The sequence below is a fragment of the Vaginella massiliensis genome (genome assembly GCF_900089075.1).
GTDB lineage: Bacteria > Bacteroidota > Bacteroidia > Flavobacteriales > Weeksellaceae > Weeksella > Weeksella massiliensis_A.
The window spans coordinates 150236-171195 of the sequence record NZ_LT593746.1 but is presented as its reverse complement, the minus strand read 5'-3'; the positions used below and the strand labels follow the sequence as shown (position 1 = coordinate 171195).

Genomic DNA, 20960 nt, shown 5'->3' with positions numbered 1-20960 from the left:
AAGAAATTATGTTAGGATTCAATAACGTAGAAAGAGTAAAACCAACAGGATTAGATCTTAAAGATCGTTTGGTTGGAGTACAACGTGTTACCAAAGTAACAAAAGGTGGACGCGCATTCGGGTTCTCTGCTATCGTAGTAGTAGGAGACGGTAATGGAGTAGTAGGTTACGGATTAGGAAAATCTAAAGACGTTGCATCTGCAATCGCAAAAGCTATTGAAGACGCAAAGAAAAATTTGGTGCGCATCCCATTGATTGGCGATACAATTCCTCACGAAAACGAAGCTCGTTTCGGTGGAGCGCAAGTATTCATCAGACCAGCTGCAAAAGGTACCGGAGTTATAGCTGGTGGTACAGTACGCGCAGTATTAGAGTCGGTAGGTATCCAAAACGTATTATCAAAATCGAAAGGATCATCTAACCCACATAATGCAGTGAAAGCTACTTTCTGTGCATTATTAGGGTTGAGAAGCGCAGAGACTATTGCTCGCCAGAGAGGAATTTCAATTAATCAAGTGTTCAACGGATAATTAAGAGATCATGAGCAAAGTAAAAGTAAAACAAGTACGCAGTGCTATCAATCGTGAGAAATCTCAAAAAGCAACCTTAGTAGCTTTGGGATTAACAAAAATGAACAAAGTTGTTGAACATGAATCAACCCCACAAATCGAAGGGATGATCAAAAAAATTCAACACTTAGTAGTTGTAGAAAGAGCATAATCGCTTTTAAACCTTTAAAAGAACAAAAAAATGAATTTAAGTAACTTAAGACCAGCTGCTGGTTCAACTAAAAATAAATTCCGTAAAGGTAGAGGTGAAGGTAGTGGAAATGGTTTGACTGCTGGACGTGGACACAAAGGTGCTAAATCGCGTTCTGGATACTCAAGAAAAATCGGTTTCGAGGGAGGTCAAATGCCATTACAAAGACGTTTACCAAAATTCGGATTCAAAAATATCAATCGTGTAGAGTATAAAGGGATCAACCTAGACACGATCCAAGAATTGGTAGATAACAAAAAAATCACCGATACTCTAAACAAAGAAATTATCGTACAGTTAGGTTTAGCTCACAAAAACGACTTGGTGAAAATCTTAGGTCGTGGTGAATTAAAAGCCGCTGTGAATATTACTGCAGACAAGTTTACTCAAACAGCACAAGAAGCTATAGAGAAAGCTGGTGGAAAAGCAGAAATCATTAACGCTAAGTAATTTTTCGGATGAAAGGGTTTATACAGACCATAAAAAATATCTGGAATATTGAAGAACTAAGGCAAAAGTTATTATTAACTTTTGCTTTGTTATTGGTATATAGATTCGGTTCATATGTACCACTTCCAGGTGTAGACATCAATGAAGTAAATCGCTTCATTGCTGATCAAGCAAAAGCCAATACAGGGATTTTAGGAATATTAAACTCTTTTACCGGAGGGTCTTTCAGTAGGGCCTCGATACTTGCGTTGGGTATTATGCCCTACATCTCTGCATCCATTGTAGTGCAGTTGATGGGGCTAGCAGTACCATACATTCAGAAATTACAGAAAGAAGGAGAAAGCGGACGCAACAAAGTGAATCAAATTACCCGGTGGTTAACCATCGGGATATGTTTGGTGCAGGCACCAGCTTACCTCACTTTGACCACATCGCAATTGTTGCCGTATGATCCAGCCTCTGGCTATTCATTTTACCTACTGGCACCATCCAATTTTTGGTTCTGGTTTCCATCGGTAATTATTTTGGTAGCCGGTACAATCTTTGCCATGTGGATGGGAGAAAAAATTACCGATAAAGGAATCGGTAACGGGATCTCAATCCTGATTATGGTGGGGATCTTGGCAGATCTACCAAGAGCATTACTGAACTCATTCGAGACCGATACCTCTGGCGGATTGTTTTTCTTACTAGAAATAGTCGGACTCATCGTAGTAATTGCCTTCTGTATTATGATTGTAGCTGCAGTGCGCAAAGTACCAGTACAATACGTAAAACGTGCCCAAGTTGGTAGCAGTAGCTATATCCGTTCGGTTACAGACTCTGTACGCTCTTACATTCCTTTGAAAGTAAACGCAGCAGGTGTAATGCCGATAATTTTTGCGCAAGCAATCATGTTTTTACCTGGTACTATCGCAAGTTATTTCTTAGATGGAGATAGCAAAATTCAACAATTTTTCGTGAAAATGGCTGATCCATTTACCTTAGAGTACAATATTATCTTCGGATTACTCATCATCGTGTTTACCTTCTTCTATACTGCTATTACCATACCAGTAAATCAGATGGCAGAAGACCTCAAACGCAATGGAGGAATCATCCCAGGAATAAGACCCGGAAAAGATACCGCAGAATATTTAGACGATATTTTGTCGAAAATTACATTTCCTGGAGCAATTTTATTAACTTTGGTAGCTGTTTTACCTGCAATTGTAAGATTGTTTGGAGTTGAACAAAGTTTGGCAATGTTCTTCGGTGGAACCTCACTATTGATTATGGTGAGCGTGATTCTCGATACAGTGCAACAAATAAACACTTACCTGTTGAATCAACATTACGATGGAATGATGTCATCAGGTAGAACAAATAAAAATAAGATTTAAAGTTTCATATGGCAAAACAAAAACATATTGAACAAGATGGTACGATTACCGAAGCTTTATCCAATGCGATGTTTCGTGTAGAATTGGAGAATGGTCACGTGGTGGTATGTAATATTTCTGGTAAAATGCGCATGCATTACATCAAACTATTACCAGGTGATAAAGTAAAGATAGAAATGTCACCGTACGACCTTACCAAAGGCAGAATATCGTACCGTTACTAATTTTTTTAGAAAATTTTAATTAAAATTTATAACCGACAGATAACAATGCTGTCTGGCATTGTTGGATCATTAAAAAAGTAGAAAAATGAAAATTAGAGCATCTATCAAAAAACGTAGCGCTGACTGTAAAATTGTGCGTCGTAAAGGACGTTTGTATGTGATCAACAAAAAGAATCCTAAATTCAAACAAAGACAAGGTTAATTATTTAGATTATGGCAAGAATTTCAGGTGTAGATTTACCTAAAAACAAAAGAGGGATTATCGGTCTTACATATATTTACGGGATCGGAAGAAGTACAGCAGCTAAGATATTGGCTGAAAACAATATCTCAGAAGACAAAAAAGTTAGTGAATGGTCTGATGAAGAGATCAACGCAATCCGTAACTCAATCAACGAAAACTTCAAAGTAGAAGGAGAGTTGAGATCAGAGATTCAATTGAACATCAAACGATTGATGGACATCGGATGTCAAAGAGGTATTCGTCACAGATTAGGATTACCATTGAGAGGTCAGAGAACAAAAAACAACTCTAGAACTAGAAAAGGTAAAAAGAAAACAGTTGCTAACAAGAAAAAAGCCACTAAATAATAAATAGGATCATGGCAAAAAATCAGAAAGTCGTTAAAAAAAGAAAGGTAGTAGTAGAAGCTACTGGACAAGCTCATATTCAAGCATCGTTCAACAATGTAATCATTACATTGACCAACAAAAACGGTGAAGTAATTTCTTGGTCATCTGCAGGTAAAATGGGATTCCGTGGATCTAAAAAGAACACCCCTTATGCTGCACAAGTTGCTGCACAAGACGCAACAACTGTCGCTTACGAAGCAGGATTGAGAAGAGTGAAAGTATTTGTTAAAGGACCAGGTCAAGGTCGTGAATCTGCTATTAGAACTATTCACAACGGAGGAATCGAAGTATCAGAAATAGTTGACGTTACTCCACTTCCACACAACGGATGTAGACCTCCTAAAAAGAGAAGAGTTTAATAGAAATTTTAATCATTAAAAAAAAGAATCATGGCAAGATATACAGGACCAAAAACTAAAATCGCTAGAAAATTCGGTCAACCAATCTTTGGAGATGATAAAGCTTACGAAAAGAAAAAATATCCTCCAGGACAACACGGACCAAACAAAAGAAGAGCTAAAAAATCAGAGTACGCTATACAATTAGCAGAAAAACAAAAAGCTAAATATACTTACGGAATCTTAGAACGTCAGTTCGCAAACATGTACAAAAAAGCGAATGCTTCTAAAGGTATTACCGGTGAAGTGTTGCTACAATTGTGCGAGTCTCGTCTAGACAACGTCGTATACCGTTTTGGTATCGCACCTACCCGTAGCGCTGCACGCCAATTGGTGTCGCACAAACACATCACGGTAAACGGTGAAGTGGTCAACATACCATCGTACCAATTGAAAGAAGGTGACGTAGTCGCTGTAAGAGAAAAATCTAAATCATTGACCGCAATCAAAAACTCTCTACACGCACGCAGAGAATACGAGTGGTTGGTATGGAACGACGAACAAGTATCAGGAACTTTCACCAAAGCACCAGAAAGAGTTCAAATTCCAGAAGATATTCAAGAATTATTGATTGTCGAATTGTATTCAAAATAAACCTTAAATCAGAAATAATAATGTCTATATTAAATTTCATCAAACCTGATAAAGTAATCCTTATAGATTCTGACACTCAGATCGGACAATTCGAATTCCGACCACTAGAACCGGGATACGGGATTACGGTTGGGAACGCACTAAGAAGAGTTTTATTATCTTCTTTAGAAGGATATGCCATTACCTCTATCAAAATAGAAGGTGTAGAGCACGAGTTTTCAACTATTCCAGGGGTAGTGGAAGACGTTACAGAAATTATTCTTAATCTGAAAAAGGTTCGTTTCAAAAAACAAATTGATGAATCAGATGCTGAAAATGTAACTGCAACTATCTCAGGACAGACCCAATTAACGGCAGGTGATTTAGGTAAGTTTATCTCTGGTTTCCAAGTGTTAAACCCTGAATTGGTAATCGCTAACTTAGATTCAAAAGTTAACTTGACTCTCTCGTTTACAATTGAGAAAGGTAGAGGATACGTTCCAGCTGAAGAAAACAAAAAAGCTTCTGCACCAATCGGTACAATCGCTATCGACGCTATTTATACGCCAATAAAAAACGTAAAATACGCCATCGAAAATTATCGTGTAGAACAAAAAACCGATTACGAAAAATTGGTTCTAGACATCACAACAGATGGTTCGATTACACCACAAGATGCATTGACCGAAGCAGCTAAAATCTTAATTCACCACTTCATGTTGTTCTCTGATGAGAGAATCACATTGGAAGCAGAAGAAGTTGCATCAGGAGAAGCATATGATGAAGAAGCTCTTCATATGAGACAACTATTGAAAACCAAATTGGTCGACTTAGACTTGTCAGTAAGAGCATTAAATTGTTTAAAAGCTGCGGAAGTAGAAACTTTAGGAGAGTTGGTCTCTTTCGCAAAGTCTGATTTAATGAAATTCAGAAACTTCGGTAAAAAATCATTAACCGAATTAGAAGAATTGGTAGAAAGCAAAGGATTGAACTTTGGTATGGATATCACAAAATATAAATTGGACGTAGAATAATACTAGTTTAAAATGAGACACGGAAAAAAAATAAACCATTTAGGTCGTACAGCCTCTCACAGAAGAGCGTTGTTATCGAATCTTGCGATCTCGTTGATCACACACAAGAGAATAAACACTACGGTTGCCAAAGCAAAAGCTTTACAAAGATATATAGAACCGTTGATTACAAAATCGAAAACAGATGACACCAATAATCGTCGTCAAGTTTTCTCATATTTACAAAACAAAGAAGCTGTAGCAGAACTATTCAGAGAAGTAGCTCCAAAAGTAGCTAACCGCCCAGGTGGATACACGCGTATTATCAAAACTGGATTCCGTTTAGGTGACGGGGCAGAAATGGCTTTGATCGAATTGGTAGATTTCAACGAAATCTATACCAACGCAAAAGAAGAAAAGAAAACAACTACTCGTCGTTCTCGTCGTTCTTCTTCGAAAAAAGCTGAAGCTGCTGCCGATGTTACCGCAGAAGAAACTAAAGTTGAAGAAAAAGCACCTAAAGCAAAAGCTTCTACAAAAGAAGAAAAAACAGCTGAAGATGCTACTGAAGCAACTGAAGACAAAGAATAATCTAATTGATATTCGATATAAAAAGGGAACTGTTTCAAGTTCCCTTTTTTTATGATTCTTGATCTCGTTTCTCTTGTAGGTATTTGATGATGCCAACAATGCTAACCAAAATACCGAGCCCAATGACCAAGGCGTTCGACAGTTCTATTTCGTTTGCGCCATTAGCAAAATAAATCACCGTACCTGCAATCAAAAACAGCAATCCAATCGTAAGCGTCATGCTTGCATTCAACTTTCCCATATTTTGTTGTTTGTCTTTTGGTTCTAAGATACGATTTTATAGCAATTCTCAGCAGTACGAATACTTAGAGTAATTCTACCAAACGCTCGGTGAGATTTCTTCGAGTGTATTGCTTTACCGCCTCAATATTTGGAGAATAAACCGCCTCTGGATTTTTCAGCCACAGCAGGTATTGTTGTTGGATGAATGTTTTGATTTTTGATTTCTCATCATGTAAAAAATAACTCCCAGCACGCGTTTCTTCCACTATCTTTTGCACATCTGCATTGGCTGGTCCAACAGCCAAAATCGGGTTTCCAGTAGCCATATATTCAAACAATTTACCCGGAATTATACCTTTCGATTGCGGATTATCGAAGTTGGTCAAAAGCAAAATATTAGCATGCTGAATCGCCTTCAGGCTGTCTTTGTGCTGTACATAGCCGTGTTCGCGTACGATGCTTTGTAGCCCAGCATCGAGTATGCTTTGTTTTACATCGGCTGCCAGCGAACCGTAGAAATTCAGGCGTACGTCTTCTCCGAAAGTTGTAATTTCCTGACAAAGTTCACTCAAACTCTGCCAAACCACGAGTGGATTTCGCAACATTTCCAAACCACCAGAGTAGGTCATATCGAAATGTTGATGATCTTCTTTACGTATGCGTTCGATCGCTTCAAATCCGTTGGTAATAACCGTTACATTGGTTGCCCCCAAGTTTTCGAAATTTTTAGCATCACCGAAGCTGGTCGCCAACACCATATCGGCTTGTTGCAGCACGCGTCTTTCCAATTGCTTATGTTTTTGCGCTGACCATTTGGTCAATTTCAATTCTTTATGATAACTGATCTGCGTCCACGGATCACGAAAATCGGCAAGCCATTTCAGCGTTGGAAATTTTTCTTTCAGACCCAAACCAATCAAATGCAAACTGTGTGGCGGCCCAGTGGTAATGATGGTCTGAATTTGATGTTCGGCAATATAGTTTATGAGATAATGTATAGAAGGTTTGATCCAAAACTTTCGTGCATCAGGGATGAAAAAGTTTCCACGGATGAAAACTGATATTTTGGATAAAATGGATTGATTTTCTTGTTTTTCGAATTGTCCGCCTTTGTAAGCCTTGTTTTTCGGATTTATCTTTTCGGCCAATTGATAAGGTTCCCAGATTTTGTTCCGAATAATTTTTACGTTAGGATGAATATCTTTTTCGAGGCTCGCATCCAAAATCGGATAGGATGGATTCGCTGGAATATACACATGCGGTTCTATACCAAATTCTGGCAAATATTTGGTGAATTTCAACCAACGTTGTACGCCTGGACCACCAGCTGGCGGCCAATAATAGCTAATGATTAAAACTTTTTTATCTGGCATGAATTATATCCCTAAAAAACACTTGCGTCGAGCGATTGTTCATCACAAAACGGAAGTTTTTATTTATTCTACTTCTGCTGCGGTGTTTGGTTGATCTTTATGATTTTTCCATAAGGTAAATCCGCCAAAACCTATGGCAATGAGCAACAAGACCAAAGAAACAATCGCAACAATTTTACCCGTGGCAATGACTTCTGGTTCAAATACAAATTCAATTTTATGGGTTCCGGCATCCAGCGGCAATGCACGCAAGAAATAATTTGCTTTCAAGATATTGACCTCTTTACCATCGACAAAGGCTTTCCATCCGTGAGGATAAAATACCTCAGAGAAAACCGCTAATTGTGGTGTTTTCGAATTCGATTCGTACAACAATCGGGCAGGCGAATAGTTGGTCAATTTGATTTGTGCAGTAGAATCTGCTACGAAATTGATATTTTCTTTTTGTAAATTTTTATTCAGAATCGTTGTTTTCTTAGGATCGATGTGCTGAATCGCCAAAATTTCTTCGTTGGCATTTTCTGCCCATTTGATATCGCTCGTAAACCAAGCATTTCCCAAAGCTTGCGGATTCTGATTGATTTCGTGCTCGTTCACTTGACCGAAGATGAAATATTTGGTATTGAGCATGTTGAGTACATTGACCATGCCCGTCCGATCTTTTATACCATGCGCTTCCATTTTCGGGTCATCTGACAAATACACATCGATAATGTCTTGGTAGCGACCCAATTTGGCTGCATGGTAACCGCCAATCGAATTGACAAAATAAGAAGTTGTGGCTTCGTTGAATTTTCCTAAAGTTTCGTTGTAAACTCGATAATGGCTTTTGTCTTTATCGCTAATTTGTTTCAAAGTATTGTTGATCGGCACCTGATACGCCAATCGCATTACCTGATTGTTGAGGTTAGCTTCAGACTCCAGACGAGGCGACATCTCGGTTGGGAAAGGATTATCGACATAATGTTTCGAGATGAAATTATCATCGTTCAAATAACGTTTGTTCACCGTTAAACCATCAACCAATGCAAATAAACCTATCGCAAACAAAGCAATGGTTTTGTTTTTTAAAATTTGATAATGATAAGCCAACAAGACAACAACTGTGAGCAATACAAAAATTAAGGTGCGAAGGGTATCGGCCTTGAACAATTCGATGCGGTCTTGTACAATGGCTTTGTTGAGTTCGTTGAGGTTGTTGTCCCAAAACCCAACATTATTCGGGCCGTATTGTTGCACCAATTGAATGAATTGTTGTTTCATCATCCCATCGAATTCATTGGTGAATGAAAAAATACTTCCACCGAATAAAAATAAGAGAATCAAGAATCCGACCACCGTCCCACTTACATAGAGTACTATTTTTTTTGTTTCAGTCGAATGATTTTGCTCCTGAAAGTAAACGTACAGGCACAAGATAGCCAACAAAGGCATCGTCAATTCTGCCATGACAAGAATCGAAGAAACAGCACGGAACTTATCGTACATCGGAAAATAATCGATGAAAAAATCGGTGAGCAAGCTGAAATTTTTACCCCATGCCAAAACAATACTCAACACGGTAGCGCTCAGTAACCACCATTTGTATTTTTCCCATTTTCCGCGAACCAAAAACAATCCAAGTACAAACAAAAAGACCACAACCGCACCCTGATATGCAGGTCCAGAAGTTCCAGGTTGTTCGCCCCAATATGGGCTACGCGATTGGCTCACCAACATCTGAAATGCTTGTTGGTTGAATTCATCTTCACCTAAAGTATATTGCATGTTTTGCAGGGTTGCAATGTAATGCTTCAGATGATCTTCACCCCCCGAAGAGGCTCCTCCGTAGAGATTGGGAATGAAAAGGTTTAGCGTTTCCAATTTGCCATAGCTCCATTGGGTGATGTATTCTTTTTCTAATCCACTTTCGTTGCTTCGTAAAAGCGTCATATCCGACTTGCCACGCGTTGTTTCTTTCGAATATTCGTAGGTGCTCAACAAACGAGGAGCATTCAACCCTAAGGCAAGTACTGTTGCCACTGCCACCAAACCTGAAGCTTTGAAAAAATGAGCTAAATCTTTTTTCTTGAAACTATCGTAAGCTTGCACAATGACGTAAACGAGCATGACCAAAAACAAATAATAAGTCATTTGGATGTGGTTTGCCGCCAATTCCAACCCCATGAATAGAGCGGTGAGCAGAAATCCCAAAATATATTTTCTGCGGTAGAGCAACAGAATACCAGCAACCAGAGGAGCAAAATACGCAATGGCATGCACTTTGGCATTATGCCCTGCAGCAATGATTATGAAATAATAGGCGCCAAGTGCAAAGAAAATAGATCCGGTAAGGGCGTATTTCCAATTGCGAAAAAGCGTTAAACCTAAAATAAAAAATCCGGCAAATAACAAGAAAATATAATCGGCTGGGCGAGGTAGAAACCGTATCAAACGGTCTATTGATTTGATGATGTCAACATCATATTGAGCTCCAGTCTGATAGGTTGGCATCCCGCCAAACATGGCATCGGACCAATATACATTTTCGCCCAATTGCTCTTGATAGGTCAACATTTCTTTCGAACTTCCGACATAGTTGATAATGTCTGGTTGCACAATGGCTTTGCCAGAAAATACCGGTGCGCAATAAAAAATGGCAACCAAAGCAAAAAACACTAAGGTTACCAATGAGAATATTAGATTTTTATTTTTCATCCTTTTCTTCTATTATTTCATATTCTACCGTTTCGGCTTCTATGTTGTATTTTGGTTTGTCAAACTCAGATGACGTTCGGGTCGAAGACGTATTATTTTGATGGCGTTGTTGCTCGTTGATTACATCTTTATAGACTTTTCGAACGACAAAATAGGTTTTGAAGATACGAAAGACAAATAAAAATATTACAAAAAATAGAACAGCTACTAAGATGGTCTTCATATTCGAATTAATTTACAATGGTTTGTACAGTGGTGGTCTCGGTACGAGTCATTTTCTGACCTTGAGCTTCTTGTATTTCCTTTACATTTTTCTTTTGGGTAATGTTGATTTTCTTGATCCATCCCGATGAGGTTTCCAATAGAATATCGCCGTTTACCGTAGAATTATCGTTCAAGGTAAGTTTTACCGTTGTTTGTTCTTTTTCAGATATCGGTATTTGTTGCGATTGGCTTCCGCTTACATTTTGGGTGCCTTTCACCTCGATTTTGGTTGATTGCTCGTCGATGCTTGCCAGGGTTCTGGTGATTTTAGACTTTCCTTTGAGTGGTCCTTCGTTGATTTTGTTTTCATCCGACCAACTTTCTTTCAGCTTCAAGTTTTTGTCTGGATAGATATTCATCGTCTCTTCGAATTGCGATTTGATGGCTTCATCACTAAGCGAAACTTTCAACATTTCAGACAAAGCTTTTTGTTCTTCGGCATTGAGTGATGATTTCAACGAATTTTCGATTCCGGTACGTATATGGGCTAGCCCGTCTATGCTGGTTACTTTTCCTTGTTCGTTTATTTTCAAAGTGTAACTTTTACCGATAATGGATTTGTAAACTTGCCAAGACATGGCAATCATTGGATTCGATGGTTTTGCGGCATTGGTGTCGAAAGACAAGGTCTTGCCTGCAGGGTCAGTAAGTTTTTCTGCATATTGTCTGAAGGTAACTTTCAGGGTATAGATGCCATCTTTGAAGTCTTGTACTGTATAATCGATTTTCTTTTTGCTTTCATTGGTCATCTTTATACTTTGCTTCCCGTCAGAAACGTTGCGAGTGGTAATCACCGTAAGGTTGATTGGGTAAGTGTTTCCTTTGGTAAGGTTGTATTTGAAACGATACGTATCATCTTCGTTTTTGATCAATGCTTGCTTTGCGTTGTCGTCTTGGTTCAGAACATTTTCAGTCGCCGTTTCTGCTTCACTTTTTTGTATGGTATCACCATTTTCTGTAATCACTAATTCATTTCCATTGGCGTCTGTTCCTACAACTTTTAGGTCTTTGTTTTCTTTTTTGCATGCAAAAAGTGTAAGTCCTATTATACTTGTAGCGATGATTAATTTTTTCATACTTCTAATTTGAATTCGAATAAGGTTCAAAAATAATCAATATATATGGGAAATGAGGAAGTTTTTTGATAGGATATGCCACCGAAAGTTGCTAAAATTTGTTAAAAACCACAAAAATCGTCCCACCAAAATGGTTGATATAGAGGTGGTGAGGGTAGAATAATTTTTTTTTGTTCTATTACAAATCGATAGGAATTATTGGCTGTTATGAGATAAAAAAGTTGCTCTCGAATGTTCGAGAACATATACACGTTCTAAACATCCATGAGGAGCGTTATAAGATATAAATCAGGTTTCAGATCAGAAACATTGAGCTCAGAAGCTGCATCAAGTGTTTTTATATGTCTGCCTGTAAGATCTGTAAACTGTACAGATTTTACCTTGTTTGGCTCAGAAATCATGAGCGTATTGGTGAACGGATTTGGAGCAATGCTTAGGCTAGATTTTCCTATAACATCATCCACACCCAAATCTTCTTCTACTTCGATTGTATAGTCTTCTACTTGTCCGTTGCTCACAGGTGTACATGCCGATTTAAGAGCTGGGTTGAGGGTTGTGAATGAGCTGTTGTAAATATACTTTACGCTCATACGAACTTTACCTATTGTAGCGTTCTCGGTACTGTAATCATACCAGTAAACTCATTGAATGCTTCTGTTCCTCCAAGGAATGTATCGGGAGTTACAAAATATTGCTCTCCTTCATCGTCGAAATCAGCATCAGAACTCCAATCTATAAATACAGTAGCACCGAATCGGAATCCCGCAAATCCAATCCCACTAATCGTAATCGGGAATGATGAAAGTTTGGCTTCTTCAAACTCTATATTGCTAAAATCTTCATACGCAGGTTGTCCTTCCTCACTACTCGATGGATAGTCTGTTCCGTTGAAAATAAAAGAAGTGATCGGATAAATTGCATTTGGAGTGGTAGAAGTAATTGGGCAATAGCCTATGATAGAGTTGGTGTTAAAGATAAGCTCTGGACATCCTGTGGCTTCGCCCGCTTCATTGGCAGGTGTTATTTTGACATATAAAGCTTTGTCTAAACTGGCGGTAGCTTACCAAAATGCATCCGATTGGAATAATTCTTTACAAACTTGGTCACAAATCTCAACAGTGTTGCCAGATTGGGCTCCAGCTTATTACAGCCAGGGAATTGCCTACCAAAATCTGAAAAATAACGAAAGTGCCAAAGCGGCTTACGAAAAGTATGTTGCCATGGTAAAACCTGAGGAAGTGGAAGCCAACAAAAAGAATTTGGCTTATGCACATTTCTTTATTGCGTACGCTTTGTTTGAAACTGATAAAAATGCTGCAAAAATGCACATTGCAAAATCTTTACAGTATGATCCAAGTAACACAGACGCTCAGAATCTGAGCAAATCACTGAACGGATAAAACATCATGCAATAATAAGTGAAAGGCTGCTTTAGAAAAGGCAGTCTTTATTATTTTACGATGAATTAAATTACTAAAATCAATGTAATTTTGAGCCAAGATAATATTTATTTTAAGAATTTTGTACCCATACAATATTACTTTTTCTAAAAGAAACAAATGAAACTCTCCATACTCGACCAGGGACCCATTTCACAGGGGCAAACTCCGCAGAAAGCTTTAGAAAATATGCGCGAAGCCGTAAAATTTGCGGATAAACTGGGTTACCACCGTTTCTGGTTTGCCGAACACCACAATACGGAAGGTTTCGCCAGTTCGGCGCCTGAAATTTCGATTGCGCATCTTGCCGGGCAAACCGAAAGAATCCGGTTGGGTTCCGGTGGCACGATGATGATGCATTATTCGCCGTACAAAATGGCGGAGACTTTCAAAACTTTATCCGCTTATGCCCCGGGCAGAATTGATTTTGGGGCAGGACGCGCTCCGGGCGGCGACGGGAAATCCATTTTGGCTTTATCAGAAGGCAAAGACACACGTTTTCAGGATCTTTATAAAAAACTTTCGGAAACTTTACATTTAATGAACGATGAAAACGGCGAGGATTATTTCAACCAGAATGTGATCGCCAATCCTACAGGAATTATCCTGCCCGAGGTTTTTCTGCTGGGTTCCACCGGAAACAGTGCTTTGGAAGCCGGAAAAATGGGTTTGAGTTACGCTTATGTCCAGTTCTTTACCGGAACTATCGACCGGGATATTTTTGAGGTGTACCGCGAAAATTTTGAACCTTCAGCTTTTCAAAAAGAACCGAAAGTATTAGCGTGCTATATGGTAACCGTTGCTGAAACGCATGAAGAAGCCGAATTTCAGGCGCTTTCTTCCGATATTGCCCGTATGCAGCTCCACACCGGACAGCGCATCCGCAGAATGTCACCCGAAGATGCACAGACTTATCCTTTAAGTGATGCAGAACGGCTTTTTATGGAGCAGAATAAAAAATGGCACATCCGCGGAGAAATCAATGAGGTGGTTGATTATCTTAAAAATGAACAGCAAATGCACCGGTTTGACGAACTGATGATCTGCACCATTCCATTTGCGCAGGATTTCAAACTGAAAGAATATGAAATGCTGGCGAAAGGATTTGGGCTGATTTAGAAACAATTATGACACTGGATAAAATCGGCAACGTTGGGATCTAAAAATCCGTGAGATCCTTAGGAGGTCATTTTTCTTAAAATAAAAAATTCGTGTAACATTCTTAAAATAATAAAGCAACTATGTTTTTCCGAAATTTTCATCTGTAAATGTACCCGCTATTTACAAAAACAGCTTTTGAAACACAGAATATATAATTTTTAATTAATTTTTCTGAATTTTTATAATTAATAAAATGTTTAAATTTGTAAGCATAAACAATATATAAAATAAACCAAATTAATGAAAAAAATTATCTGCTTTATCGGGATTCTATCTGCGATTTATGCTCATGCACAAGTAGGAATCAACACTACATCGCCCTCCACTACTTTGGATGTTTCTAAATCCTCGGTTGCTACGGTAGCCGATGGAGTACTGGTAACAAGAATTTCCGGTGACGACCTGAAAGCCAAGGATGCTACCTATGGTGCCAATCAGCATGCTGCTTTAGTTTATGTTACCAGCATTCCCAATCCTGTAACTACCAAAACTTCCAACATTAGAACTCCGGGATTTTATTACTATGATAACACCATCAGCAAATGGGTTGGTGCTTTTCGAAATAACAATTTCCCAAAATTTTTCTACATGCCATCGGTATTGGTGAACACATCCACCTTGGGAACAAAAACGATGGATTTGTATAATTTGTACTATACACAGTTCAATTCTCCCCCAGTAAAAAGTACCGGATCGACAGGCAGTATTCCTACTCTTCCAAAAAATGAACTGGAATATTATGTTACCTATTACGATACTTCTCTTATGAACAATGTATCTATAACTGCTGATGGCGTAATGTCTTACAACGTGATAGGAAATGCTTCTGATGCAAGTTTTATGAATATTGTTTTTGTGGTAAAATAAGCGATGATGAAGCAAATTTTTAAAACGTTTTGCCTGGCTCTACTGTTCACTTGGGGAATGGTTCCCGCGCAGTTTACCATTACCAATCCCTTAAAAACAAATGACGCTACCGGATTAAAAATCGGAGATAACGCTACCCTTACAGCGGCCACAGGAGTTGATCCCATCGGAAGTGGGTGGCTGCGGCTTACCAACAGTACAGGTAGCCAAAGAGGTTACATGTATGTACAACAGTCGTTTCCTACAAGTTTGGGTATTATTGCTGATTTTGAATATGTGACTTGGAGATCTTCATATGATGGTTACTTAGGTGCTGACGGATTTTCTTTATTTCTTTTTGACGGAAGTATAACGGATGCCAACTTCAAATTGGGAGGATACGGTGGATCTTTAGGTTATGCCAACACTGGCAATACCACGGGCCTAAGTGGAGGATATATCGGTGTAGGCTTTGATGAATTCGGAAATTTCGCTCGTGCAGCAGAAGGCAGGACCGGAGGAACCGCTGGTGTGGTCCCAAATGCAATTGTACTGCGTGGGCCAACCTCAGCAACGCCTAATGCATCAAACCCTTATTTGACCCACATCGCATTGGGCGACAGAACAGGAAATGATAATGCTATAAGAGCCCGGGATGAAATTGATTACAACACCATTGTATCTTCGCGACCATCTCCTACTGTTTTTTACAGAAGGGTGCAAGTTTACATTACAAAATCCGGAAACGATTATTTAATCAACATAAAGTGGAGAAAACAAAACGAAACCACCTTCACCGAGGTACTCAATTATACAATGAACGGTACCACTTACCCACTGCCACCTACCTTAAAGTTAGGCTTTGCTGCTTCAACTGGCGGAGGATTTAATTTCCATGAAATCCGAAATGTCTTACTGACAACGCCGGGAAACATTCGTGTGGACAGCAGATCCAATTCTGCATCACTGTGTAATGATATAAAAGAGAACCCTGTTACTTTTTCGATTGAAGTAAGTAATGATACCCCGGCAAATTTAGCTGATATTAATTTTTCCAATCAGATACAGGACGCTGCAGGAAATCTTCTGGATATCACTAAATTTAAAATAACAAGCCTCTCAACTACTGGATTTACAAGTTCCACCCTGCCAACCAGCAATTTTACGTCCAATAATATCACCGGTAAGGTAGGTTTGGCGAGAAAATCCTCAGGAATCATTACGATCACCGGGAACTACTTTAAAAAATCCATTCCAAACAATCAGAGTTTCAAAAGTGTTTCTACGGTAAACAGTACGGAAATTACAGACACCGATCTCACGAACAATACGGCAACCACTGTCGTCTATGCGCGAAAATGCAGCATTATAACAAACCCATCGCTGCCTTCGTATAATAAATAAAAATAAGCACAATAGCGTATTGAAATGAAACTGTCTCGAAATCGAGGCGGTTTTTTTTACAAAAAAGGGAAAGCTGGAAAAATGGTGGGTTGATTATTCTTAAAAAAAAATGAACAGCAAGTGAACGGGATTGACGAACTGATGATCTGCACCATTCCATTTGCGCAGGATTTCAAACCTGAAAGAATATGAAATACTGGCGAAAGGATTCGATGGTAAAAAGGATTCTCTTGTCTTGGTCTAAAAAAAGGTTTTTCCCAATCTCTACGGTCTTTATCAATCCTTCGAATCTATGAATTGAAACACAAAAATGATTCTGAAAAAAGCAAGCTAAACATATAGACAGATAGATTTTGTGAATAGAATTGAAAATAGTTTTGCATCTAAAATATTTTTCACAAAAATCAGGTTGTTTTCAGCAGTTTTTTAGCTCGTGCAGAGAGGCATATTTCTTTAATCTAAATAAACCTTTAATGATTAACGATTAAATAACCAAGCTATCAATTTGGCGTAACATTTAGCTTGTTTCTCGAAGCTATTTTTGGATATAAAATTAAAAAGAATAAAATTTTATCTAAAATGATACGACAAATTACGACTCTTGCTGCGATTACCACCTCTACGATTTGTGTTGATGGTCAGGGAACACAAGGTTCTATTTCGGCAAAGATAAGTAACGAAAATCCACAAGGAATTCATGCTGTTACAGTTGAAGTTAAAAACGAGTCCACCGGATTTACAACTACAACGGTTACAAATCAAAAAGGAGAATTTTATTTTAAACAATTGCCATTAGGGGGGGCATACACCATAATTGCTTATTCTGATGAGTTGGGAGAAGAAGTAAAAAATGGTTATCATTTGAATCTCGGTGATGAAATAAAAGTTGATTTTAAATTTAATTCTAATCTATCCGATATTATCGAAATTGATGCTGTTGAGGTTTCAGGAAACTCTTTGATAATCACAATAAAGAATATTGGTTCTTCAACTTCAGTAACTGCAAAAGATATAGAGCGCTTACCAGTTAACGGGCGAAATTTTACATCCTTGATAGATTTGTCACCATTGAGTTCGGGAAGTAATCTTTCGGGTCAACTGGCTTCTTCTACAAATTTTATGATTGATGGAATGACAGCTAAAAACCCTACACCTGGAGGAACCACCAATCGTAATGGAGGTCCCTATGCAATATCCATGGAATCTGCGCGAGAGTTTGCTGTAGTAACTCATGCGTACGATGTGACATTAGGAAGGAGCGGAGGAGGTACTATAAATACCGTTACGAAATCTGGTACAAATACACTTTCTGGTAGTGTTTTTATGTTCGGACGTACAGATTGGCTTTCTAGCCCGTATGATATAAGAGCGAATAAACGAGACTCGAAGTTTTCTAAATATCAATTTGGTTTTACACTAGGGGGGCCAATCATTAAAGATAAACTTCATTATTTCTTTGCCTGGGATCATCAAGCTCACTCATCACCGCTTATCATTGCAGATATTCAGAATGAGCAAAACGAAGCAGGTATAATCTGATTCAGTCTTCATTAAATAGATTTGTAGATATTGCTCGAAGAAAATATGGTTTATCTTCTTCTCCACAATTTGGTCAATTTGATAGAAAAAGAGGAACAGACGCATTGTTTATGGTACATCACCTACCTTATGGGGAATAAATGCAGGGTGAGATTTTCGGCAATCGGAGGTACTCGTTATTCTTTGGGAGTATCTGGCAACATGAATGCAGATTTCGTAAACTCAAATGATTTAACCTATATTTATGATATAAATAATCCGAATACTCCAGAATATATAAAAAAAGGAATTCAAGCAATTCTTGATAATCCAAATGTAGAGGAAAGTACAAAAAAATACATCCGTAACAGCTTTGGTAAAATTGCAGAACGAAATGGCGGTGTAAACGGTTTCTATGGTTACATAGATCTACGTTTATCAAAAAAAATTAACATTGTAAATAAGTTAAGCTTCGAGATTTCTGCCGATATATTTAATGTTGCAAATTTACTCAACAAAGAATGGGGACGCTCGAGAAGATTGGGAAAACAAATTATTTATTCCATCAAAAATTTCGATCCTCAAAAACAAGAATTCGTGTACAACGTCAATATCAATACAAGAACCACAAGCTATTCCGGAAATCCATATCAAATTCAGATAGGATTGAGGTATGCTTTCTAAATAAAAACTAGTAAATTTTAATATGAAAAAGAACATGAAAAAAGCATTAATGCTAGGAATTTTTTCGCTTACAGCCGTGCTCAACGCACAAACCAAAGTGGTTGCTCATCGCGGGTATTGGGACACGCCAAACAATGCCCAAAATTCTATTCAGGCGCTGAAAATGTCGAATGAAATAAAAGCTTACGGAAGCGAATTTGATGTATACATCACCGCTGATGGAGTTTTGGTAGTGAACCACGACGCAGAAATTCAGGGAGTTAATATCGAAAACAATCTGTACAGCGCAATCGAAAAACTGAAGTTGAAAAACGGAGAGCCAATCCCAACAGTCGAACACTATCTGACAGAAGGAAAGAAATATCCGCAACTAAAAATGATTTATGAATTGAAACCTCATCGAAACAAAGAAAATGAAAATCGGGCAGTTTTGGCGACTTTAGAATTGGTGAAAAGATTGGGTGTAGAAGATCAGGTAGAATACATCTCGTTTAGCAAAAATATTTGCGAACAATTGATCAAACACAATCCGAAAGGTCATGTTTCTTATCTGAAAGGAGACTTAACGCCTGCCGAAATAAAACAGTTGGGATTCACGGGGATTGATTATCATTTTTCTCTGTTCGTGAAAAATCCTACTTGGATAGAAGAAGCTCAGAATCTAGGCTTGACAGTAAATTCTTGGACCGTAAACAAGGAAAAAGATATGCAAATGCTGCTCGATCAGAAAATTGATTACATCACAACCGATAAGCCAGAAGTTTTACAAAAATTAATACACTAAAGCTCGGTACAATCAACTAGCAAATTCATTCTAACAACACTAATTATTCACCAAAAAAAACCGCTGTCAACCCATAGTTTACAGCGGTTTGTTGCTTATTGTTGCGTGAAGTTAATTGCTCATTATTTCAATTCTTCTAAAATTACGTTATCTAATTATCAGTTATTTATACTTTCATGGTACAAATGAGGGACAAATAAAATCCCTTTTTTGTTATTGATTTGAGATTTAAATACAAGCTCACATCTGTTTAAATATACCTAAAATTTAAGATATTGTTTTTAAAAGCATTAATTTTAATTATGGCAAATTCAAAAAAGAAAACTCCTGAAAAATTTGTAAAATATATTCGTCAAAACATAAGACGAATATTTACAGCGGAACAAAAAATTTTTAATTGTGATGGAAGCCTTACGTGCTGAGATTTCAGTAGCTGAAGTTTGTCGCAAATATGCTATTTCACAATCTCCATTTTATAAGTGGAATAAAGAATTTTTAGAAGCAGGTAAAAAGCGATTATCCGGAGATATTACACGAGAAGCAACAAGTGATGATGTCAGTGATTTACGCAAAGAGAATCAGCGTTTAAAAGAGATTGTAGCCGATTTAGTTATTCGCTATGATATCGTAAAAAAACCTTGAACTCGTTGGATTATAAACAAAATTCAAGCAATATATGCAATTATCAGCAAGTGATAAACACAAAATTATTCAGATTGTAACTCGCTCTGAAATTGGAGTTAAACGAACTTTAAGTGAATTTGGGATTGCACGAAGCACTTTCTATAAATGGTATTCAAATTATCTAGAAAATGGATTTGAAGGTTTAGAATCAAAACGTCATTCAAGCTGTCGTAAATGGAATAGTATTCCTGAATCTCAGAAGGATTTAATTGTAGAATTAGCATTGGATTGTCCTGAATTATCTGGTAAAGAACTTCCTTCACAGTTCCATCTGAATTATACACTTTCCCTTCACATTGCCAATGATGTGTAATCACAGTATCTTTCTTATGAATATTAAAGGTTAATTCTCCTTTTCTTTTGATGATAGTATCTCCTGGTTCTATCTCATCTCTATACTGAGTCCTCCATCTCCCTCTATCTTTACATATACATTCACTATTGTCTATTAGACTTTTTCCTTTGGCATTAAGTGTAGTTTCATCATAAGGAAGTAGTTTTTCCATTATCAATAGACATTCTCTATCCAAAGCTGCCGTTTTCAGCGTTTCACAATCTATATCAGAACACGATTCTACTAAAAAGAATACAAAAAAAAATAAAATAAAATTGTTTTTTCTTATCATAAATTCATCGATTAAGAGTATTCTTATTGTTTTGCATAATATTCATAATAGCCCCCTCAAACTCGAAAAAATCTTTTCCATATTTAGTTATTCTGAATGAATATTCTTGATGATTTCCATATAAAATTTTCACTTTAGGATAGTGACTAAAAAGTTTAT

General features: G+C 37.7%; 26 protein-coding genes. 20 read left to right on the top strand and 6 right to left on the bottom strand.

Going from position 1 to position 20960, the window contains the following annotated elements:
* Positions 1–8 precede the first annotated feature (8 nt).
* The 11 genes from rpsE to rplQ all read left to right on the top strand — a co-directional run bounded on the left by rpsE (position 9) and on the right by rplQ (position 6023).
* Positions 9–530, top strand: coding sequence for a 30S ribosomal protein S5 (rpsE, locus tag BN8061_RS01975; protein WP_068596016.1), 522 nt, complete (start codon positions 9–11; stop codon positions 528–530).
* 10 nt (positions 531–540) lie between these two features.
* Entirely contained in the window at positions 541–720 is a 180-nt protein-coding gene (gene rpmD / locus BN8061_RS01970; protein WP_068596014.1) for a 50S ribosomal protein L30, read from the top strand.
* A 30-nt stretch (positions 721–750) separates the two neighbouring features.
* On the top strand, positions 751–1209 hold the full coding sequence (gene rplO / locus BN8061_RS01965) for a 50S ribosomal protein L15 (RefSeq protein ID WP_068596008.1): 459 nt from the start codon (positions 751–753) through the stop codon (positions 1207–1209).
* Between the two features lie 8 nt (positions 1210–1217).
* Positions 1218–2591, top strand: a complete 1374-nt coding sequence (gene secY / locus BN8061_RS01960; protein ID WP_068596005.1) for a preprotein translocase subunit SecY — start codon at positions 1218–1220, stop codon at positions 2589–2591.
* A gap of 8 nt (positions 2592–2599) precedes the next feature.
* Positions 2600–2815, top strand: a complete 216-nt coding sequence (gene infA, locus BN8061_RS01955) for a translation initiation factor IF-1 (protein WP_068596002.1) — start codon at positions 2600–2602, stop codon at positions 2813–2815.
* Between the two features lie 85 nt (positions 2816–2900).
* Complete coding sequence (gene ykgO / locus BN8061_RS11720) at positions 2901–3017, top strand: type B 50S ribosomal protein L36 (protein ID WP_013598490.1); 117 nt, start codon at positions 2901–2903, stop codon at positions 3015–3017.
* An 11-nt stretch (positions 3018–3028) separates the two neighbouring features.
* The gene (gene rpsM, locus BN8061_RS01950) at positions 3029–3406 is read left to right on the top strand and encodes a 30S ribosomal protein S13 (protein WP_068595999.1); all 378 of its coding nucleotides are present in this window, start codon (positions 3029–3031) and stop codon (positions 3404–3406) included.
* Between the two features lie 11 nt (positions 3407–3417).
* Positions 3418–3807 carry a 30S ribosomal protein S11 gene (rpsK, locus tag BN8061_RS01945; RefSeq protein WP_068595996.1) on the top strand — a complete coding sequence of 130 codons (390 nt, stop codon included), beginning with the start codon at positions 3418–3420 and terminating at the stop codon, positions 3805–3807.
* A 30-nt stretch (positions 3808–3837) separates the two neighbouring features.
* Positions 3838–4440, top strand: a complete 603-nt coding sequence (gene rpsD / locus BN8061_RS01940) for a 30S ribosomal protein S4 (RefSeq protein ID WP_068595993.1) — start codon at positions 3838–3840, stop codon at positions 4438–4440.
* Positions 4441–4460: 20 nt separating this feature from the next.
* Positions 4461–5453 (top strand): DNA-directed RNA polymerase subunit alpha, encoded by a 993-nt coding sequence (locus BN8061_RS01935; RefSeq protein WP_068595990.1) that lies wholly within the window; start codon positions 4461–4463, stop codon positions 5451–5453.
* 12 nt (positions 5454–5465) lie between these two features.
* The gene (rplQ, locus tag BN8061_RS01930; RefSeq protein WP_068595987.1) at positions 5466–6023 is read left to right on the top strand and encodes a 50S ribosomal protein L17; all 558 of its coding nucleotides are present in this window, start codon (positions 5466–5468) and stop codon (positions 6021–6023) included.
* Positions 6024–6072: 49 nt separating this feature from the next.
* Here rplQ and BN8061_RS01925 read toward each other — a convergent pair whose 3' ends face one another.
* The 6 genes from BN8061_RS01925 to BN8061_RS01900 all read right to left on the bottom strand — a co-directional run bounded on the left by BN8061_RS01925 (position 6073) and on the right by BN8061_RS01900 (position 12245).
* Complete coding sequence (locus BN8061_RS01925; protein WP_068595984.1) at positions 6073–6264, bottom strand: hypothetical protein; 192 nt, start codon at positions 6262–6264, stop codon at positions 6073–6075.
* Positions 6265–6328: 64 nt separating this feature from the next.
* Entirely contained in the window at positions 6329–7618 is a 1290-nt protein-coding gene (locus tag BN8061_RS01920; RefSeq protein WP_068595982.1) for a glycosyltransferase family protein, read from the bottom strand.
* A 63-nt stretch (positions 7619–7681) separates the two neighbouring features.
* Positions 7682–10315, bottom strand: a complete 2634-nt coding sequence (locus tag BN8061_RS01915) for a YfhO family protein (RefSeq protein ID WP_068595977.1) — start codon at positions 10313–10315, stop codon at positions 7682–7684.
* Positions 10305–10538 (bottom strand): hypothetical protein, encoded by a 234-nt coding sequence (locus tag BN8061_RS01910; protein WP_068595974.1) that lies wholly within the window; start codon positions 10536–10538, stop codon positions 10305–10307. The genes BN8061_RS01915 and BN8061_RS01910 overlap by 11 nt, the downstream gene beginning before the upstream one ends.
* 7 nt (positions 10539–10545) lie before the next feature.
* On the bottom strand, positions 10546–11655 hold the full coding sequence (locus tag BN8061_RS01905; RefSeq protein ID WP_068595971.1) for a DUF6263 family protein: 1110 nt from the start codon (positions 11653–11655) through the stop codon (positions 10546–10548).
* A 254-nt stretch (positions 11656–11909) separates the two neighbouring features.
* Positions 11910–12245, bottom strand: coding sequence for a T9SS type A sorting domain-containing protein (locus BN8061_RS01900; protein WP_068595968.1), 336 nt, complete (start codon positions 12243–12245; stop codon positions 11910–11912).
* Between the two features lie 363 nt (positions 12246–12608).
* Here BN8061_RS01900 and BN8061_RS01895 point away from each other — a divergent pair, with 363 nt between their 5' ends.
* The 9 genes from BN8061_RS01895 (at position 12609) to BN8061_RS11845 (ending at position 20488) form a co-directional block, all read left to right on the top strand.
* Entirely contained in the window at positions 12609–13055 is a 447-nt protein-coding gene (locus BN8061_RS01895; protein ID WP_068595966.1) for a tetratricopeptide repeat protein, read from the top strand.
* Positions 13056–13214: 159 nt separating this feature from the next.
* Positions 13215–14213 (top strand): LLM class flavin-dependent oxidoreductase, encoded by a 999-nt coding sequence (locus BN8061_RS01890; RefSeq protein ID WP_068595963.1) that lies wholly within the window; start codon positions 13215–13217, stop codon positions 14211–14213.
* Between the two features lie 282 nt (positions 14214–14495).
* Positions 14496–15122 carry a hypothetical protein gene (locus BN8061_RS01885; RefSeq protein ID WP_068595961.1) on the top strand — a complete coding sequence of 209 codons (627 nt, stop codon included), beginning with the start codon at positions 14496–14498 and terminating at the stop codon, positions 15120–15122.
* A 3-nt stretch (positions 15123–15125) separates the two neighbouring features.
* Positions 15126–16505 (top strand): L-type lectin family protein, encoded by a 1380-nt coding sequence (locus BN8061_RS01880; RefSeq protein ID WP_154662236.1) that lies wholly within the window; start codon positions 15126–15128, stop codon positions 16503–16505.
* Between the two features lie 579 nt (positions 16506–17084).
* A complete protein-coding gene (locus tag BN8061_RS12005; protein ID WP_204207187.1) occupies positions 17085–18044 on the top strand; it encodes a TonB-dependent receptor in 960 nt (319 codons plus the stop codon).
* Positions 18045–18089: 45 nt separating this feature from the next.
* Positions 18090–18707, top strand: a complete 618-nt coding sequence (locus tag BN8061_RS12000; protein WP_204207186.1) for a hypothetical protein — start codon at positions 18090–18092, stop codon at positions 18705–18707.
* A gap of 34 nt (positions 18708–18741) precedes the next feature.
* Positions 18742–19491, top strand: coding sequence for a glycerophosphodiester phosphodiesterase family protein (locus BN8061_RS01865; RefSeq protein ID WP_068597860.1), 750 nt, complete (start codon positions 18742–18744; stop codon positions 19489–19491).
* Positions 19492–19893: 402 nt separating this feature from the next.
* Entirely contained in the window at positions 19894–20133 is a 240-nt protein-coding gene (locus tag BN8061_RS01860; RefSeq protein WP_094745824.1) for a transposase, read from the top strand.
* A 34-nt stretch (positions 20134–20167) separates the two neighbouring features.
* Positions 20168–20488 carry a helix-turn-helix domain-containing protein gene (locus BN8061_RS11845; protein WP_154662235.1) on the top strand — a complete coding sequence of 107 codons (321 nt, stop codon included), beginning with the start codon at positions 20168–20170 and terminating at the stop codon, positions 20486–20488.
* Positions 20489–20960: the final 472 nt, after the last annotated feature.

Bases quoted from the DNA above. Each gene is read 5' to 3' on its own strand.
- rpsE (WP_068596016.1), top strand. From the start codon at position 9: ATGTTAGGATTCAATAACGTAGAAAGAGTAAAACCAACAGGATTAGAT.
- rpmD (WP_068596014.1), top strand. From the start codon at position 541: ATGAGCAAAGTAAAAGTAAAACAAGTACGCAGTGCTATCAATCGTGAG.
- rplO (WP_068596008.1), top strand. From the start codon at position 751: ATGAATTTAAGTAACTTAAGACCAGCTGCTGGTTCAACTAAAAATAAA.
- secY (WP_068596005.1), top strand. From the start codon at position 1,218: ATGAAAGGGTTTATACAGACCATAAAAAATATCTGGAATATTGAAGAA.
- infA (WP_068596002.1), top strand. From the start codon at position 2,600: ATGGCAAAACAAAAACATATTGAACAAGATGGTACGATTACCGAAGCT.
- ykgO (WP_013598490.1), top strand. From the start codon at position 2,901: ATGAAAATTAGAGCATCTATCAAAAAACGTAGCGCTGACTGTAAAATT.
- rpsM (WP_068595999.1), top strand. From the start codon at position 3,029: ATGGCAAGAATTTCAGGTGTAGATTTACCTAAAAACAAAAGAGGGATT.
- rpsK (WP_068595996.1), top strand. From the start codon at position 3,418: ATGGCAAAAAATCAGAAAGTCGTTAAAAAAAGAAAGGTAGTAGTAGAA.
- rpsD (WP_068595993.1), top strand. From the start codon at position 3,838: ATGGCAAGATATACAGGACCAAAAACTAAAATCGCTAGAAAATTCGGT.
- BN8061_RS01935 (WP_068595990.1), top strand. From the start codon at position 4,461: ATGTCTATATTAAATTTCATCAAACCTGATAAAGTAATCCTTATAGAT.
- rplQ (WP_068595987.1), top strand. From the start codon at position 5,466: ATGAGACACGGAAAAAAAATAAACCATTTAGGTCGTACAGCCTCTCAC.
- BN8061_RS01925 (WP_068595984.1), bottom strand. From the start codon at position 6,264: ATGGGAAAGTTGAATGCAAGCATGACGCTTACGATTGGATTGCTGTTT.
- BN8061_RS01920 (WP_068595982.1), bottom strand. From the start codon at position 7,618: ATGCCAGATAAAAAAGTTTTAATCATTAGCTATTATTGGCCGCCAGCT.
- BN8061_RS01915 (WP_068595977.1), bottom strand. From the start codon at position 10,315: ATGAAAAATAAAAATCTAATATTCTCATTGGTAACCTTAGTGTTTTTT.
- BN8061_RS01910 (WP_068595974.1), bottom strand. From the start codon at position 10,538: ATGAAGACCATCTTAGTAGCTGTTCTATTTTTTGTAATATTTTTATTT.
- BN8061_RS01905 (WP_068595971.1), bottom strand. From the start codon at position 11,655: ATGAAAAAATTAATCATCGCTACAAGTATAATAGGACTTACACTTTTT.
- BN8061_RS01900 (WP_068595968.1), bottom strand. From the start codon at position 12,245: ATGAGCGTAAAGTATATTTACAACAGCTCATTCACAACCCTCAACCCA.
- BN8061_RS01895 (WP_068595966.1), top strand. From the start codon at position 12,609: ATGATAGAGTTGGTGTTAAAGATAAGCTCTGGACATCCTGTGGCTTCG.
- BN8061_RS01890 (WP_068595963.1), top strand. From the start codon at position 13,215: ATGAAACTCTCCATACTCGACCAGGGACCCATTTCACAGGGGCAAACT.
- BN8061_RS01885 (WP_068595961.1), top strand. From the start codon at position 14,496: ATGAAAAAAATTATCTGCTTTATCGGGATTCTATCTGCGATTTATGCT.
- BN8061_RS01880 (WP_154662236.1), top strand. From the start codon at position 15,126: ATGATGAAGCAAATTTTTAAAACGTTTTGCCTGGCTCTACTGTTCACT.
- BN8061_RS12005 (WP_204207187.1), top strand. From the start codon at position 17,085: ATGATACGACAAATTACGACTCTTGCTGCGATTACCACCTCTACGATT.
- BN8061_RS12000 (WP_204207186.1), top strand. From the start codon at position 18,090: ATGGTTTATCTTCTTCTCCACAATTTGGTCAATTTGATAGAAAAAGAG.
- BN8061_RS01865 (WP_068597860.1), top strand. From the start codon at position 18,742: ATGAAAAAAGCATTAATGCTAGGAATTTTTTCGCTTACAGCCGTGCTC.
- BN8061_RS01860 (WP_094745824.1), top strand. From the start codon at position 19,894: ATGGAAGCCTTACGTGCTGAGATTTCAGTAGCTGAAGTTTGTCGCAAA.
- BN8061_RS11845 (WP_154662235.1), top strand. From the start codon at position 20,168: ATGCAATTATCAGCAAGTGATAAACACAAAATTATTCAGATTGTAACT.